A 13,617-nucleotide genomic window follows, 5' to 3' on the forward strand; every position below is an offset into this window, starting at 1 on the left:
CACAACAGAGGCAAATCAGAAATGCCCAAACGCGTTTTCAACAATCTGCACGGTCCCGTGACGATCATAAAGCGCAACATCAAACCGAACTTCGGTCAGTTGGCCCAAAGGCTCGTTCGCAAGATACAGCTCAGCCGCGTTGTAGATCCGGCGCATCTGCGCCTGCTGCAACCGGGCAATCGCCTGATCATGTGTCCGGGCCGCCTTCACTTCGGTAAAAACCAGGGTCTCTCCATCGCGCAGGATCAGGTCTACCTCGGCCCCTGCCCCACGCCAACGCCGTGCAACAACGGGCACGCCCAGAACCGCATATTGTGCAACAACCCGGTCTTCTGCGACCGATCCGGACAAATAGGCCTGTTTGCCGCGCGCGCGGCGTTGCAAGGCAACCGTCATTCTTCACGTTCCATTTTCAAGGCCAGTTGATACACCTTTCTGCGCGGCAAGCCGGTGTGCGCAGTCACCTCATCCACGGCGTCGCGCAGGCTGCTTTGGGCCATTGCCGCCGATAGCAGGGACTCTAGGTCAAAGTCCTTAATGTTTGGTTCACCCGGACGGTCGATCAAGACGACGATTTCGCCTTTCGGGGGTTTTTCAGCACAGATTTCGGCCAGTTCGGCCAGCGGGGCGCGGATGATCTCTTGGAATTTTTTGGTCAGTTCCCGGCAAACCGCGGCCTGGCGCGTGGGCCCCAGAACGGTTGCGGCATCGCGCAGCATGGCGGCCACGCGCTTGGGCGATTCGTAGAACACCAGGGTGCCGGGCACGTCTCTGAGCCCCAAAAGAGCGGTTTTCCGCTGGCCGGAACTGTTCGGCAGAAACCCGTTAAAGAAAAACCGATCCATCGGCAGCCCCCCCAGTGTCAGGGCCGTGATCACCGCCGAGGGGCCAGGGGCCGAGACCACATCATGCCCCTCTTCGATGGTGGCGCGCGCCAGATCGAACCCCGGATCGGCCACCATCGGGGTTCCGGCCTCGGATCCGTAGGCCACGGATTTACCCTCGGCCAGCAAGGCCATGATCCGTGGCCGCATCTTGCCGCCGTTGTGATCGTGATAGCTGAGCATCGGCCGATCCCCCGGCGCGATCCCGTGTATGTCCATCAGGCGGCGCAACGAACGCGTGTCCTCGGCCACCAGCACATCCGCCGAGGCCAGAATGTCCAGCGCGCGCAGCGTAATATCGCGCGCGGTTCCGATCGGTGTGGCAATCAGATACAGGCCCGGAGCCAATGAAGCGATTTGCGGATTCAACACTGGACCCCTTCTGCACGGTGTCTATTATTGGGCGCAACAAACCCCGGGCCGCAAAGCGCCCATCCCCAGGGAGTAGATCCGTTTATGTTCGCTGTTTTTTCCACCCCCCGCAAGCTGATTGCCCGCCTCTTTGCTCTGCTGAGCCTGATTGTGCTGGCCGCGTGTGAGCCGATCTCTGTTGGGGGCGGCGGGCCGCTGATCAACACGCAGGCGCCTGTGCCTGTTGCTCTGCTGGTGCCGCGCGGCAGCGGCAATGCCGGAGATGACATTCTGGCGCAAAGTCTTGAAAACTCGGCCAAACTGGCGATTGCCGATCTGGAGGGCGTCAAGGTTGATCTGCGTGTCTATGCCACGGCGGGCGATCCCGGCACCGCACAATCGCAGGCAATCAAGGCGGTGAATGACGGGGCCAAGATCATCCTGGGCCCGGTCTACAGCGCCGAGGCCAATGCCGTTGCCGTGGGCGTTGCGCCCAAGGGCGTGAACGTGCTGTCCTTCTCGAATAACTCGACGATTGCGGGTGGGAACCTGTTCATCCTGGGCCCGACATTCGAAAACACCGCCAATCGTCTGGTGCGTTTTGCCGCGACGCAAGGCAAGGGCAACATCGTTGTCGCGCATGACACCAACCTGGCCGGGCAGCTGGGCAAAAACGCCATTCAGACGGCTGTAGGCCGGACGGGCGGGGCCGCGATGACGGCTGCGGTGGGCTATGAATTCTCGCAGCAGGGGGTCGTTGCGGCCATTCCGCAGATCAGACAGGCCGTCCAGAGCGGCGCGGCAAACACTCTGTTCCTGACCGCGAATACCGATGGGGCCTTGCCTCTGGTGACGCAACTGCTGACCGAAGCCGGCGTCAGCCCGCAGAATGTCCAGTATATCGGCCTGACCCGCTGGGATGTCCCTCCCCAGACGCTGGAACTGCCCGGTGTGCAGGGGGCCTGGTTCGCCATGCCTGACCCGACCATGACACAGCGCTTCAGCAGCCGCTATGCCCAGGCGTTTGGCGGGCAGCCGCACTCGATCGGGGGGCTGGCCTATGACGGGATTGCCGCGATCGGTGCGCTGGTGCAGGCGGGGAATCGGGATGCTCTGACCGGAGCGGCCCTGACCCAGGGTGCCGGGTTCCAAGGCGTCAACGGTATCTTCCGCCTGCGCGGCGACGGAACCAATGAACGCGGGCTGGCCGTGGCCCAGATCCAAAACAAGAAAGTCGTCATCATTGACCAGGCACCACGCGCCTTTGCGGGCGGGGGCTCCTGAATAAAAAGAACGAAGAATGAAAGACATGCCTGACGCGCCGGACAGCCTGATCTGTCCGGCAGAGCGTATTTTCAACACGCCCGAAATCGAGGCCAAACTGGCCGCCGCAACCAAAGGGAAAACCGATCAGGCAGACCTGCGGGCCGCTGTGGTTCCGGTTCTGATGCAAGCGCGCAAAGACGGCATGGAGGCCATCGCCCAGGCCTTTGCCGAAGATCCCTTCTCGGCCCGTCCGACAACCCGCGCCTATACCTGGCTGACGGATTGTATCGTGGTCGCTGCGATGGATATTTCGGTGCGGCTGATGAACCCGACGCAGGACAAATCGGAACGGCTGGCCCTGATCGCCGTGGGCGGGTACGGACGCGGGGAAATGGCGACGTTCTCGGATGTGGACCTGCTGTTCCTGACGCAGCAGACAATCACCCCCTGGGCCGAGGCCGTGATCGAATCCATGCTGTATATCCTGTGGGATCTGCGGCTGAAGGTGGGTCATGCCTCGCGGACGGTGCGCGATTGTGTGAAGCTGGGCAAAGAGGATTTCACGATCCGCACCAGCCTGCTGGAATTGCGCGTTCTGGCTGGCGACCGGGCCCTGGCCACCGAGCTGAGCGCCAAACTGCGCAGCGATCTGTTCAACGGCACCGCCCGCGAATTCATCGAGGCCAAGCTGGCCGAGCGCGATGCGCGTCACACCCGTCAGGGCGGGCAGCGCTATGTGGTCGAACCCAATGTGAAAGAAGGCAAAGGCGGGCTGCGCGATCTGCAATCTCTGTTCTGGATCGCCAAATACGTTCACCAGGTGCAGGACACCGCCGATCTGGTTGCGCTGGGGGTCTTTGGGGCGGAAGAGTACAAAACCTTCACCCGCGCCGAGGATTTCCTGTGGGCGGTGCGCTGCCATCTGCATCTTGTCACCCGGCGGGCCTCGGATCAGCTGACCTTCGACTTGCAGGTCGAAGTGGCCGAGCGCATGGGCTATCAGGACAAGGGCGGACGCCGCGCGGTCGAACATTTCATGCAGGACTATTTCCGCCATGCCACGGCCACCGGCGATCTGACCCGGATCTTCCTGACCAAGCTGGAGGCCATGCATGTCAAAAGCGAGCCCCTGCTGGAACGTATTTTCCGCCGCAAGCCCAAGGTCAAACCCGGTTACAAGGTCATTCACAACCGGCTGGGTATCGACAATGAAAAGAAGTTCCTGGCCAATAAGCTGAATCTCTTGCGCCTGTTCGAAGAGGGGCTGCGCACCGGGATGCTGATCCACCCGGACGCAATGCGCCTGGTCACGGCCAATCTGCATCTGATTGACGATACGTTCCGCAATGACCGCGAGGCGCAGCGCCTGTTTCTGGATCTGCTGCTGAAACACGGCAATCCCGAGCGCGCCCTGCGCCGGATGAACGAGCTGGGCGTTCTGGCCGCCTTTCTTCCTGAATTTCAGCCCATCGTGGCGATGATGCAGTTCAACATGTACCACCATTACACGGTGGACGAACACACGATCCAATGTATCAAGGTGCTGAGCGAGATCGAGCACGGCGACCTGATCGAGGAACTGCCCGTGGCCAGCGGCATCCTGAAACGCGGCGTGAACCGGCGTGTGCTGTATGTGGCGCTGCTGCTGCATGACATCGGCAAGGGCCGGGACGAGGATCACTCGGTCCTGGGCGCGCAGATCGCGCGCAAAGTCGCCCCGCGTCTGGGGCTGAACAAATCCGAATGCGAAACGGTGGAATGGCTGGTGCGCTATCACCTGCTGATGTCCGACATGGCCCAGAAACGAGACCTGTCGGACCCGCGCACCCTGCGTGATTTCGCCAAGGCCGTGAAAACCCGCAAACGTCTGGACCTGCTGGCGGTTCTGACCGTCTGCGACATCCGCGGCGTCGGTCCCGGCACCTGGAACAACTGGAAAGCCATGCTGCTGCGCCAGTTGCACAAGGAAACCTCGCAGGCGCTGGAACACGGGCTTGAGGATCTGAACCGCGAAAATCGCGGGGCCGAGGCCCGGCGGCAGCTGCGCGAATCCCTGGATGGCTGGGATCCGGCCCTGCTGCGGCAGGAAACCTCGCGGCATTATCCGCCCTATTGGCAGGGGCTGGATCTGAAAACCCATGTGATCTTTGCCAATCAGCTGCGTGACATCCCCGATGACGAGGTTCGCATCGACCTGCACCTGGACGAGGACCGCGACGCCACCCGCGCCTGTTTCGCAATGATTGACCATCCGGGCATTTTCTCGCGTCTGTCGGGGGCGCTGGCGCTGGTCGGGGCCAATGTCGTGGACGCGCGCACCTATACTTCGAAGGACGGCTATGCCACGGCGGTATTCTGGATTCAGGACGCCGATGGCCACCCCTATGAACAGGCCCGCCTGCCGCGTCTGCGCCAGATGATTCAGAAAACCCTGAAGGGCGAGGTCATCGCCACCGAGGCAATGAAATCGCGCGACAAGATCAAGAAACGCGAACGCGCCTTCCGTGTGCCCACCTCGATCACCTTCGATAATGAGGGCTCGGAAATCTACACGATCATCGAGGTCGATACCCGCGATCGCCCCGGCCTGCTGTTCGATCTGACCCGCACCCTGGCAAACAATAACGTCTACATCGCCAGCGCCGTTATCGCGACCTATGGCGAGCAAGTCGTCGATACCTTCTATGTGAAGGACATGTTCGGGCTGAAATTCCACTCGGCCGCCAAACAGAAATCGCTGGAACGCAAACTGCGCGAGGCAATCGACAAGGGCGTCGAAAGGGCCATTTCGTGAGGCCGATCCGCCTTATATCCGGGTTCCTGACGGTCGGCGTGTGGACGCTGGCCAGCCGGATTTTGGGCTTTGTGCGCGATGCGATCATTCTGGCCTACTTGGGCACCGGCCCCGCATACGAGGCCTATGTCGTGGCCTTTCGCCTGCCCAACATGTTCCGCCGCTTCTTTGCCGAGGGCGCGTTCAACATGGCGTTCATCCCCATCTTCTCAAAGAAGCTGGAGGCCGGTGAGGATGCCGAGGGATTTGCCGCGCAGGCCTTTGGCGGGTTGGCCTCGATCCTGATTGCGCTGACGCTGATCGCGCAGCTGGCGATGCCCTGGCTGATCTACGGGCTGGCCTCGGGCTTTGCGGGGCAGGAACAGTTCGATCTGTCGGTGGAATTCGGCCGAATTGCCTTTCCCTATATCCTGTTCATCTCGCTTGCGGCGCTGCTGTCGGGGGTTCTGAACGCGATGGGCCGGTTTGCCGCCGCCGCCGCCGCGCCGGTGCTGCTGAATGTGATGCTGGTGTCTGTTCTGGTGACAACCGCCCTGATCGGAGGTGACATCGCTCGCGCCCTGATCTGGACCATTCCGCTGGCCGGGCTGGCGCAACTGGCGCTGGTCTGGATCGCCGCGAAACGCGCCGGGTTCCATGTGCTTTTGCGCCGTCCCCGCCTGACGCCAGACATGCGCCGCCTGATCCGCATCGCCATCCCCGCCGCCCTGGCCGGAGGCGTGGTGCAGGTGAACCTGCTGGTCGGGCAGCAGGTGGCCAGCTATTTCGATCGCGCGGTCGGATGGCTCTATGCGGCGGATCGGCTGTATCAGTTGCCGCTGGGTGTGGTGGGGATTGCCATCGGCGTGGTGCTGTTGCCGGATCTGTCCCGCCGCCTGAAGGCCGATGACCACGACGGGGCCCGCAACGCGCTGTCCCGCGCAGCCGAGGTGTCCCTGGCGCTGACGATCCCCGCCGCCGTGGCGCTGGTGGTGATCCCGCTACCGCTGGTCTCGGTCCTGTTTGAACGCGGTGCCACCACCAGCGATGACAGCGCGGCAATTGCGCTGGCCGTGGCGATCTATGGGCTGGGGCTGCCGGCCTTTGTGGTGCAGAAAATCCTGCAACCGCTGTTTTTCGCGCGCGAGGATACCCGGCGGCCCTTCAACTATGCGGTGGTTGCGATGGTAATCAACGCCGGTGTGGCGATCGGGCTGGCGCCGGTGCTTGGCTGGATTTCCTGCGCGATCGCGACCACGCTGGCGGGCTGGGCGATGGTGGCCCTGCTGGCCATTGGAACGCGCCCCATGGGCCAGGTCGCCCGGTTCGACGCACGGTTTCATGGGCGCATCTGGCGGATCATCGCCGCCTCGGCGGTCATGGGGATATGCCTGTGGGCTGCGATGGCGGTGCTGATGCCGTTTCTGGGCACGCCGGGGCTGCGTTATCCGGCGCTGGCCCTGCTGATCGTGCTGGGCATGGTCAGCTATTTCGGTACGGGCCAGCTGATCGGAGCCTTCCGCCTGTCCGAGTTCAAATCCGCCCTGAAACGCGGCGGCTGATCAGCGATGGCGCATCCGGTCACGGATGCGTCTCCAACCGCCGGGCACCAGCAGGAAAGACACCGCAAACCCCGCCGCAAACCCCGCAATATCCGCGATCCAGTCGGGCTGGCTGCCGAACAGCAGGCCAAAGACCAGCTGAATACCCAGCAGAACGCCGATCAGACGAAAGGCGCTCAGCTTGTTGCCGCCGACCAGCCCCTGATGCGTCCACAGCAGGAAACTATAGGCACCGATCAGGGCGTAGACGCCCGGAAAGGCACCGATCAGCGCATATTGGCTGGCGCTGACCAGCCCGAACACCACAGCGCCCGCGACCGTGCCCACCAGAAACACCAGCAGCGTCGCAACCTGCGAGAACACCCGCCCGACCATGTTCCCCAGCGCCAAAATCATCACCCCGGCAAATACCGCCTGCGTAAAGCTGCCATGCACGAAAGCATATGAGACCAGACGCAGCATATGCTCGGCCGGGTAGCGGCCCAGCTCGATCATTTTCTGAAACACCGGAGCCGAAAACCCGTAGCTCTGGACCGCATCCAGACGCCAGCCCACGGCTGCGGGGCCTCCGGCCAGGCCGCGCGCCCCCATCTGAAACGCGATCTCGATTCCCATCATCACCAGGAACAAAGCCACCACAACCGGCGGCAGCGTGTTGAATGGGGCGTTATTTTCGGTGTTCATCCGGCTCTCCTTGACGGGGGAATGGGGCATGGGTAAGCCACCTGCACCAATAAATCCAGACGGAGAAACACCATGTCGGATGCGGTCCAAACGCAATCCACCCCGAACGCCGGGTTCACCCCGCGCGTGTTTTCGGGAATTCAGCCCTCGGGGGGGCTGACCCTTGGCAACTATTTGGGCGCGCTAAAGCGCTTTGTCGATAAGCAGGCGGATGGGATCGAAACCATCTATTGCGTCGTCGATCTGCACGCCATCACCGTCTGGCAAGACCCCGAGGCGCTGCGCAACCAAACGCGCGAGCTGGCCGCCGGGTTCATTGCCTCGGGCATCGACCCGGAAAAATCCACCCTGTTCAACCAGTCTCAGGTTCCTGAACACGCACAGCTGGCCTGGATCTTCAACACCGTGGCGCGCATGGGCTGGATGCAGCGCATGACCCAGTGGAAGGATAAGGCCGGCAAGAACGCGCAAAACGCCTCGCTTGGGTTGTTTGCCTATCCGGCGCTGATGGCCGCCGACATCCTGCTGTATCACGCCACCGAGGTTCCGGTGGGCGAGGATCAGAAACAGCACGTGGAACTGACCCGCGACATCGCGACCAAGTTCAACCACGATTACAAAACCGATTTCTTCCCCATCCCCGACCCCGTGATCGAGGGCGCGGCCACCCGTGTGATGTCTCTGCGCGACGGGACAAAGAAGATGTCGAAATCCGATCCTTCGGATGCCAGCCGGATCAACATGACCGATGACGCCGACGCGATCGCGAAAAAGATCCGTAAGGCCAAGACCGACCCCGAGGCCCTGCCCTCCGAGGCCAAAGGCCTGGAGGACCGCCCCGACGCGCGCAACCTGGTGAACATCTACGCCGCCCTGGCCGATCAGAGCGTCGATCAGGTGTTGGCCGATGTGGGGGGCAAGCAGTTCTCGGAATTCAAGCCGATGCTGGCTGAGCTGGCGGTTGATAAACTGGCTCCGATCTCGGGCGAAATGCAGCGCCTGATGCAGGATCCGGCCGAGATTGACCGCATCCTGGGACGCGGGGCCGAGCGCGCCCGCCAGATCGCCGCCCCGATCCTGGCGCAGACCTATGACATCGTTGGCATGATCCGCAGCTAAACAATTGCGCCCCGCGTTCGTGGAATGCGGGGCGCCCTCTGGTGCCTAGTCAGCATAGGTGCCGTACCATTCACGGCTCTCCCTGATCGACCAGCAGCGGGCGCGTGTGATACACCGTGGTGCCGCCCGTCCCCGGACACGCAGACGGACAGCAGCAAAACAAATCGCCGTATGAAAACTCTCTTTGGTCTAAGTAGGGCTTGGCATTCGCGATGGCATTCCTTGGGTCAAGAACCCCGTCAAACTACGGTATCGACCCTGGCCAGCCCCGCCCGTAGCCTGCGCCCAAAGGAGCACGACAATGGCACTCAGCAATAACATCCGCACCTATTTCAAAGGCACCTGGCATCAGGGCGATCTGCCGGTGATGAACGCCGCCGATCATGGGGCATGGCTGGGCAGCAACGTGTTTGACGGCGCGCGGTTCTTTGACGGGCTGACCCCGGATCTGGAGGCCCATTGCGCCCGTGTGAACCGCTCGGCCGAGGCGCTGATGATGACCCCGACGGTTACAACCGAAGACATGGTTGCAATGGTGCATGACGGCCTGCGCGGCTTTACCAAGGGCGAGGCCGTCTATATTCGTCCGATGTACTGGGCGATCGAGGGCGATGCCTCGGCCATTGCGCCCAAACCGGACGCCACCGGCTTTGCCATCTCGCTCGAAGCAATCCCCATGGCCGCCCCCGAGGCCAGCACCACCCTGACCCGCACCCGGTTCCGCCGCCCGGTGATGGAGGACGCGGTGTGCAATGCCAAGGCCGGCTGCCTTTACCCCAATAACGCCCGCATGGTGGCCGAAGCGCGGGCCAAGGGCTTTGGCAATGCGCTGGTCGCGGATGCGATGGGCAATGTCGCCGAAAGCGCCACCGCGAATGCCTTTATGGTCAAGGATGGCGAGGTCTTTACCCCCATCGCCAACGGCACTTTCCTGGCCGGGATCACCCGCGCGCGGCACATCAAAAACCTGCGGGCGGATGGGATCGCCGTCCACGAATGCGTGCTAAGCTTTGATGATTTTCACAGTGCGGACGAGGTGTTCCTGTCCGGCAACATGAACAAGGTAACCCCGGTGACTGCCTTCGACGAAACCACATACGCGCTCGGCCCCATCACCAAACGGGCGCGCGCGCTATACTGGGACTGGGCGCATTCCGGCCAGCCCTAAAGCTGCGCCAGCATCCCGCGCGCGGCCTCTTCGATCAGGTCCAGAACCCCATCGAAATCACGCGTGTAATAGGGGTCGGGCACCGCGCGCAGACCCTGGCCCTCAGCGTATTTTGCAAACAGATGGACTGGCGTGCCATTCCCCGCCGGGCGCAGAGCCTCGATATTGGCCCGATTGTCCTCATCCATCGCCATGATCAGATCGAAATCCAGAAAGTCCTGCGCCCGGAGCTGACGCGCCCGCAGCCCGGACAGATCATAGCCACGCGCGCTGGCAGCCCCCTGCATCGGGCCATAAGGGGGCTCGCCGCTGTGCCAATCGGACGTGCCGGCACTGTCCAGCACCAATTCAGGCGCCATCGCCCGCACCACCCCCTCGGCTGCGGGTGACCGGCAGATATTTCCAAGGCAAACAAACAGGATACGGGTGGTCATCTGGCTCTCCTTCTGGGCAAACTGTTACCGCAAGGAGGCACCATGGAAAAGATTGTTATCCTGACCGGCGCAGGGATCTCTGCCGAAAGCGGGCTGGGCACCTTCCGCGACGAGGACGGCCTGTGGGCGCAGCACCGCATCGAGGACGTCGCCACCCCCGAGGGCTTTGCCCGCAACCCCACCCTGGTTCACGACTTCTATAACGCGCGCAGAACGCAGGCCGCCCAGGCCGTGCCCAACGCGGCCCACCACGCCCTGGCCCGGCTGGAACGCGATTTCGCCGGCGAAGTCCTGATCGTCACCCAGAACGTGGATGCCCTGCACGAGGCCGCAGGCTCTCGAAATGTCCTGCATATGCACGGCACGCTGGACGGGGCGCTCTGTGCCGGATGCGGCCACCGCTGGAACGCGCCGCCACATATGACCACAAAAACCCCCTGCCCGTCGTGCAATGCCCCCACCGCACGGCCCGATGTCGTCTGGTTCGGCGAAATGCCCTACTTCATGGATCGGATCTGGGATCACCTGCGCCAGGCCGATCTGTTTGCCGCCATCGGAACCTCGGGCAATGTCTACCCGGCGGCGGCCTTCGTGCAGGATGCGGACCGCCACGGCGCCCACACGGTCGAGCTGAACCTCGAACCCTCCGCCGTCGTCTCGGACTTCGCCGAGACCCACTTCGGAGCAGCCAGCCAGATTGTCCCGGCCTGGGTCGCCGCCCAGCTCACCCCCTGAAAAATGCGCAAAGCCGACCCGCAGGGCCGGCTTTGACGTCTCGACGAAAGCGGGCCTGCCCGCCTGAGAAGAGGCGTTCGCCGCCCCCTCAGTTCGACATTTTCTGCCCCTGCATCATTCCCCCATGGTTCATCTTCCCATGCGCGGGCTTGCGCTTCAGATCCACGGGCACATCCACCTCAACGGCGCCCGCTTTTTCAAACTCCAGCGTCACATGCACCATATCCCCGTCCTGCAAAGGCTCTTTCAGCCCCAGGAACATCACATGATGCCCGCCGCGGGCCATCATGATCTTGCCGTCCTTGGGCAGTACAAACCCCTCTTCGACGTGGATCATGCGCATCACGCCGTTTGAATCTTCCTTATGCGTATGCAGCTCAACCTTGTCGGCCACATCCGAAGAAGCGCCGATCAGATGGTCCTCCTGCCCCGAGTGATTCTCGATCACCATAAAGGCCGCGCCCGAACTGGACATTCTCGCGGACACCCGCGCATAGGGGTCTTGCACCATGATCCCCCCGGCTACGGCGGGCAAGGCAATGGAAACAGCAGCCGCAGCCGCCAGCAAAGTGGTCTTGAATGACATATGTCTGTCCTCTTTTTCAGTCTGATAAAGTCTTGGAAATCAAACGAAAGAGGGCGGCCCCCGAGCCTTTGCAACAATCCCCCGGCGGACGGTTTCATGGCTGCCACGCTCGATCCGCAGGGCGGTCACCTGACCCACGGGACGCAAAACTTGTGGGGGTTCCTCGCCCAAGGCGGCAAAGACAGACAGCGCACAGTCCGGGCAGATATGCGGCTTACCGACAGGTTGGCCGTTTGCATCCACCAGCACCGAAATTGGACCCGTTCCGGTACACAGGATGATTTCACCCGAGGCCGAAGGTGTCCCGCGCGCAATCGCCATCGACTGACCGGTCAGGGTCAGCATCAAGGCCAGGGCAATGCCCAGATATGCGCGCCAGAATGTTTTCATGCCCGCCAGATATAGGCCCGCCAGCCACGATGTGAAAGCGTCAAAACGCCTCGTGCCCCAGTCAGCAGGCAAACGAAAACAGCCCCGCCGGGAACCGGAAGGGCTGTTTGCATCAGTCCGAGACGGAGCCTTAGGCGGTTGCCTGGGCTTTCGCGATCTCTTTTTTGACTTTCAGAGCATTTGCCGACAGCTCTTCGTCCTTGGCCTTGGCCAGGAAGGCGTCCAGGCCACCGCGGTGGTCCACCGAACGCAGAGCAGCCGCCGAGATGCGCAGCTTCACGCCACGACCCAGGGTCTCTGATTGCAGGGTAACGTCGTTCAGGTTCGGAAGGAACCGGCGACGAGTTCTGTTTTTGGCGTGGCTGACATTGTTGCCAGTCATCGGGCCTTTACCGGTCAGTTCGCAGCGGCGCGCCATGTGTTTATCCTCGTTTCGATCAGGGGAACTAGTGGCCCCTACAACATAAACGGACGCCGCAAAGGCAGCGCCCTGAATTCCGTCCGGCGTCATTAGGCGGAATCACCTGGCGCGTCAAGGGGGGCCGTGGGAATTCGCGCGCGGTTTCGCCTCAGCCCTGCTGCATCAGCGCCAGAATCTCGGCCGCCGCCCCCGAAGGCGTGGCCTGCCCCTGCGCCACCTGCGCGCCCAGCTGGGCCATCATCCCCTTCAGGGGTTCGCGCTCCAGCCGGGCCAGCAGGCCCTGGCGCACCTCTTCTGCGAACCAGTATTCGGACTGGGCCGCACGACGGCCGGCAAAATGCCCCGCCTCATGGCGCCAATCGGTCAGGGTGGTCATTTCTTCCCAGGCCTTGGCCAGCCCGTCCTCTTCCAGCGCCGAAACCGTCATTGCCTTGGGGAAACCATCGGGATCCTGCGGACGTTTGCGCAACAGACGCAGAGCCCCGGCATAATCGGCACAGGTCCGCATGGCGGCCGGTTTCAGATCGCCATCGGCCTTGTTGACCAGAATAATATCGGCCATTTCCATGATGCCGCGTTTGACGCCCTGCAATTCGTCCCCGCCGGCCGGAGCCAGCAGCAGGATGAACAGATCCGACATTTCGGCCACAACGGTTTCGGACTGGCCCACGCCCACGGTTTCGATCAGCACCACGTCAAAGCCCGCCGCCTCGCAGATCGCCACGGCCTCGCGGGTGCGGCGCGCAACGCCGCCCAGATGCGACTGGCTGGGCGAGGGCCGGATAAAGGCATTGGGATCGCGGCTTAGCCGCTCCATCCGGGTCTTATCCCCCAGGATCGAGCCCCCAGACCGCGCCGAGGACGGATCCACCGCCAGCACCGCAACCTTCAGCCCCTGCCCCGTCAGCATCATCCCGAAGCTTTCGATAAAAGTGGATTTGCCCACACCCGGCGTGCCGGACAGGCCGATACGAACCGCCTGTTTGTCGGATTTCCGCGCCAAGGTCTCGATCAGGGCAGCCGCTTGAGTGCGATGGTCGGGGCGGCTGCTTTCGACCAGGGTGATGGCCCGCGCAAGGGCGCGCCGCTCGCCTGCAATGATCTTGTCGCTCAGCTGTTCAATATCCATGGCACCGTCCCGATTGTTCGGGCGAGTACATGCCTTGATCAAGGCCTTATTGTCCAGCCGTTTTGTCCGCCGCGTTGTCCACTGGGCCTGAACGGTGCGCGCCCTCTTGCCGTGC

At 62.6% G+C, this 13,617-nt stretch carries 14 protein-coding genes; 6 read left to right on the forward strand and 8 right to left on the reverse strand.

What is annotated here, in order from left to right; all coding sequences use genetic code 11:
- Positions 1-15 precede the first annotated feature (15 nt).
- Complete coding sequence (locus ACP15O_RS04995) at positions 16-396, reverse strand: YraN family protein (protein ID WP_425094944.1); 381 nt, start codon at positions 394-396, stop codon at positions 16-18.
- Positions 393-1,253, reverse strand: coding sequence for a 16S rRNA (cytidine(1402)-2'-O)-methyltransferase (gene rsmI / locus ACP15O_RS05000; protein WP_425094945.1), 861 nt, complete (start codon positions 1,251-1,253; stop codon positions 393-395). The genes ACP15O_RS04995 and rsmI overlap by 4 nt, the downstream gene beginning before the upstream one ends.
- 87 nt (positions 1,254-1,340) lie before the next feature.
- Between rsmI and ACP15O_RS05005 the strand changes: the two genes are divergently transcribed.
- Genes ACP15O_RS05005 through murJ form a run of 3 tightly spaced genes read left to right on the forward strand, consistent with a single transcriptional unit; the run spans position 1,341 to position 6,836 of the window.
- Positions 1,341-2,519: a penicillin-binding protein activator gene (locus ACP15O_RS05005; protein ID WP_425094946.1), complete on the forward strand. Its 1,179-nt coding sequence runs from the start codon at positions 1,341-1,343 to the stop codon at positions 2,517-2,519.
- A 16-nt stretch (positions 2,520-2,535) separates the two neighbouring features.
- A complete protein-coding gene (locus tag ACP15O_RS05010) occupies positions 2,536-5,295 on the forward strand; it encodes a [protein-PII] uridylyltransferase (protein ID WP_425094947.1) in 2,760 nt (919 codons plus the stop codon).
- Complete coding sequence (murJ, locus tag ACP15O_RS05015; RefSeq protein ID WP_425094948.1) at positions 5,292-6,836, forward strand: murein biosynthesis integral membrane protein MurJ; 1,545 nt, start codon at positions 5,292-5,294, stop codon at positions 6,834-6,836. The genes ACP15O_RS05010 and murJ overlap by 4 nt, the downstream gene beginning before the upstream one ends.
- Here murJ and ACP15O_RS05020 read toward each other — a convergent pair whose 3' ends face one another.
- On the reverse strand, positions 6,837-7,520 hold the full coding sequence (locus ACP15O_RS05020; RefSeq protein WP_425094949.1) for a rhomboid family intramembrane serine protease: 684 nt from the start codon (positions 7,518-7,520) through the stop codon (positions 6,837-6,839). It abuts the gene before it with no gap.
- A 72-nt stretch (positions 7,521-7,592) separates the two neighbouring features.
- Between ACP15O_RS05020 and trpS the strand changes: the two genes are divergently transcribed.
- On the forward strand, positions 7,593-8,639 hold the full coding sequence (gene trpS / locus ACP15O_RS05025) for a tryptophan--tRNA ligase (RefSeq protein WP_425094950.1): 1,047 nt from the start codon (positions 7,593-7,595) through the stop codon (positions 8,637-8,639).
- A 301-nt stretch (positions 8,640-8,940) separates the two neighbouring features.
- Entirely contained in the window at positions 8,941-9,807 is an 867-nt protein-coding gene (locus tag ACP15O_RS05030; RefSeq protein ID WP_425094951.1) for a branched-chain amino acid aminotransferase, read from the forward strand.
- On the opposite strand, the gene ACP15O_RS05035 is transcribed toward ACP15O_RS05030, so the two are convergent.
- The gene (locus ACP15O_RS05035) at positions 9,804-10,241 is read right to left on the reverse strand and encodes a low molecular weight protein-tyrosine-phosphatase (protein ID WP_425094952.1); all 438 of its coding nucleotides are present in this window, start codon (positions 10,239-10,241) and stop codon (positions 9,804-9,806) included. The genes ACP15O_RS05030 and ACP15O_RS05035 overlap by 4 nt on opposite strands.
- 42 nt (positions 10,242-10,283) lie before the next feature.
- On the opposite strand from ACP15O_RS05035, the gene ACP15O_RS05040 reads away from it, so the two are divergent.
- Positions 10,284-10,976 (forward strand): NAD-dependent deacylase, encoded by a 693-nt coding sequence (locus ACP15O_RS05040; RefSeq protein ID WP_425094953.1) that lies wholly within the window; start codon positions 10,284-10,286, stop codon positions 10,974-10,976.
- 88 nt (positions 10,977-11,064) lie between these two features.
- On the opposite strand, the gene ACP15O_RS05045 is transcribed toward ACP15O_RS05040, so the two are convergent.
- The 4 genes from ACP15O_RS05045 to meaB form a co-directional block, all read right to left on the reverse strand.
- On the reverse strand, positions 11,065-11,562 hold the full coding sequence (locus ACP15O_RS05045) for a copper chaperone PCu(A)C (RefSeq protein ID WP_425094954.1): 498 nt from the start codon (positions 11,560-11,562) through the stop codon (positions 11,065-11,067).
- Between the two features lie 39 nt (positions 11,563-11,601).
- A complete protein-coding gene (locus tag ACP15O_RS05050; RefSeq protein WP_425094955.1) occupies positions 11,602-11,952 on the reverse strand; it encodes a hypothetical protein in 351 nt (116 codons plus the stop codon).
- Positions 11,953-12,082: 130 nt separating this feature from the next.
- A complete protein-coding gene (gene rpmB, locus ACP15O_RS05055) occupies positions 12,083-12,370 on the reverse strand; it encodes a 50S ribosomal protein L28 (protein WP_425094956.1) in 288 nt (95 codons plus the stop codon).
- Positions 12,371-12,521: 151 nt separating this feature from the next.
- Positions 12,522-13,502, reverse strand: a complete 981-nt coding sequence (gene meaB / locus ACP15O_RS05060; protein ID WP_425094957.1) for a methylmalonyl Co-A mutase-associated GTPase MeaB — start codon at positions 13,500-13,502, stop codon at positions 12,522-12,524.
- Between the last annotated feature and the right edge of the window lie 115 nt (positions 13,503-13,617).

The organism is Youngimonas ophiurae (nom. illeg.), assembly GCF_049803795.1.
GTDB lineage: Bacteria > Pseudomonadota > Alphaproteobacteria > Rhodobacterales > Rhodobacteraceae > Thalassobius.

Bases quoted from the DNA above. Each gene is read 5' to 3' on its own strand.
- ACP15O_RS04995 (WP_425094944.1), bottom strand. From the start codon at position 396: ATGACGGTTGCCTTGCAACGCCGCGCGCGCGGCAAACAGGCCTATTTG.
- ACP15O_RS05005 (WP_425094946.1), top strand. From the start codon at position 1,341: ATGTTCGCTGTTTTTTCCACCCCCCGCAAGCTGATTGCCCGCCTCTTT.
- ACP15O_RS05010 (WP_425094947.1), top strand. From the start codon at position 2,536: ATGAAAGACATGCCTGACGCGCCGGACAGCCTGATCTGTCCGGCAGAG.
- ACP15O_RS05020 (WP_425094949.1), bottom strand. From the start codon at position 7,520: ATGAACACCGAAAATAACGCCCCATTCAACACGCTGCCGCCGGTTGTG.
- trpS (WP_425094950.1), top strand. From the start codon at position 7,593: ATGTCGGATGCGGTCCAAACGCAATCCACCCCGAACGCCGGGTTCACC.
- ACP15O_RS05030 (WP_425094951.1), top strand. From the start codon at position 8,941: ATGGCACTCAGCAATAACATCCGCACCTATTTCAAAGGCACCTGGCAT.
- ACP15O_RS05035 (WP_425094952.1), bottom strand. From the start codon at position 10,241: ATGACCACCCGTATCCTGTTTGTTTGCCTTGGAAATATCTGCCGGTCA.
- ACP15O_RS05040 (WP_425094953.1), top strand. From the start codon at position 10,284: ATGGAAAAGATTGTTATCCTGACCGGCGCAGGGATCTCTGCCGAAAGC.
- ACP15O_RS05045 (WP_425094954.1), bottom strand. From the start codon at position 11,562: ATGTCATTCAAGACCACTTTGCTGGCGGCTGCGGCTGCTGTTTCCATT.
- ACP15O_RS05050 (WP_425094955.1), bottom strand. From the start codon at position 11,952: ATGAAAACATTCTGGCGCGCATATCTGGGCATTGCCCTGGCCTTGATG.
- rpmB (WP_425094956.1), bottom strand. From the start codon at position 12,370: ATGGCGCGCCGCTGCGAACTGACCGGTAAAGGCCCGATGACTGGCAAC.
- meaB (WP_425094957.1), bottom strand. From the start codon at position 13,502: ATGGATATTGAACAGCTGAGCGACAAGATCATTGCAGGCGAGCGGCGC.